Source organism: Dysgonomonas sp. 521 (genome assembly GCF_010501055.1).
Taxonomy (GTDB): domain Bacteria; phylum Bacteroidota; class Bacteroidia; order Bacteroidales; family Dysgonomonadaceae; genus Dysgonomonas.
Window position 1 is genome coordinate 1 of sequence record NZ_QVMO01000014.1, and the last position, 1,341, is coordinate 1,341.

Sequence of the window (1,341 nt, forward strand, 5' to 3'; positions counted from 1 at the left end):
AAACTGATGGCTCCTTAATTTATCGTTAACTCTCTCCTATGCAAAGGTAAAAACTATATAAATCTTGTAAAAGATGACCGAGACCGAAGGATTACGTTGCAAAAAAGTGACAATTGAAAATCGACGGAGCGAAGCGTAGTCAAATGTGACACTTTTTTCATTACTTTTCTCTGTTACCTTTTTTCCTCCGATTATATCAAAGAGCTCTTTATATAAGACAATTTTCCCCGAAAAAACAACAGGCCGTACTATAAAAAGTGACAGCCTGTTGTTTTGTAGGATTACAAATCCTGATAGTAAGAAATTCGGGGTTGCAAACCCCGAAGGACGAGAGAAGTTCTTAGTCTGAAATGCATCTAACAGGTATGCCATAAACTCTAGTTGTGGAAGTTCCATATATGTAGGTGTTAGATAAAGAATAATGCATCGAACTTTCATACCCACCAGCAGTTGCAGTCGAGGTCCAGTATAGACCTAAAATACCGATCATTCGTGTTTTACCATCACCATCACTTCGAAGACCTGCCGCTGGCAAATAGAGTGCGTCTGACAGTTTATGTCCGCTAACACTGTTCTCCTCAAATGTACCCATAGGAGTCCATTTATTTGCCGTAGCATCAATTGGATGTCCGCCAATTGTTCCCCCTTGATAGATAGCGCCCCACTGTTTGTAGCTCGGTACTTTCCAGCCATCCGGACAAGGATCATTCGCCACAACTTTAAGCATTGTGTAATTTTGGCTGCCATCACCCCAAAGGGTAGAAATGTTAGAAGATAACCAATTGGACGCAGCTAGAATAAAGTTACCGTGTCCCGGAGGGGCTACCGTAGATTGTACATTGGTAGTACCACTTAGAGGCGTGCGGCTCTGGTGACCATCCTTAGGCCTTCCCCACTGGTAGAGGTCACCCAGCATTTCGCATGGGTCGAGTTCATATTCCGCGCCCAGATTTACATGGGCATAGGTGGTTCTTACTAAACCTGTAGTTTTATCTGTAAAGTCGTTAGCGTTGGTTGCCGCCTCGCTCCATGCATTCACATATATCGGCGACAATTTCCCCAGGGTAGCCAGTACCACCGTTACCTCGTATTCATTGCTGGTTACCGTACCGCAGGCATTGCTTATATCGCATTTAATCTTCGGGGTCTTTTTCATATTGCCCAGTGCGTCGGCTGTCAGGCCTGTAGTGCCGGGGCTGTAATAGAAGTCCGGGTTTGTCTCTCCCGGTGCGGCTACGCCATCTATATACCACTGGTAACCTGTGGCCGGGCTCCCATCTGCCTGCACGGCTGTCAGTTTCATCGTTTGGTAAGTAAACATATAGGGCAGGCAGCTCGACA

Annotated in this window: 1 protein-coding gene; it reads right to left on the minus strand. The window is 45.5% G+C overall.

The window, feature by feature from the left end; genetic code table 11:
• Nucleotides 1-340 precede the first annotated feature (340 nt).
• Nucleotides 341-1,341, minus strand: a 1,001-nt coding sequence (locus D0T84_RS06355; protein WP_221413120.1) for a fibrobacter succinogenes major paralogous domain-containing protein, incomplete at its 5' end; no start/stop codon positions are given.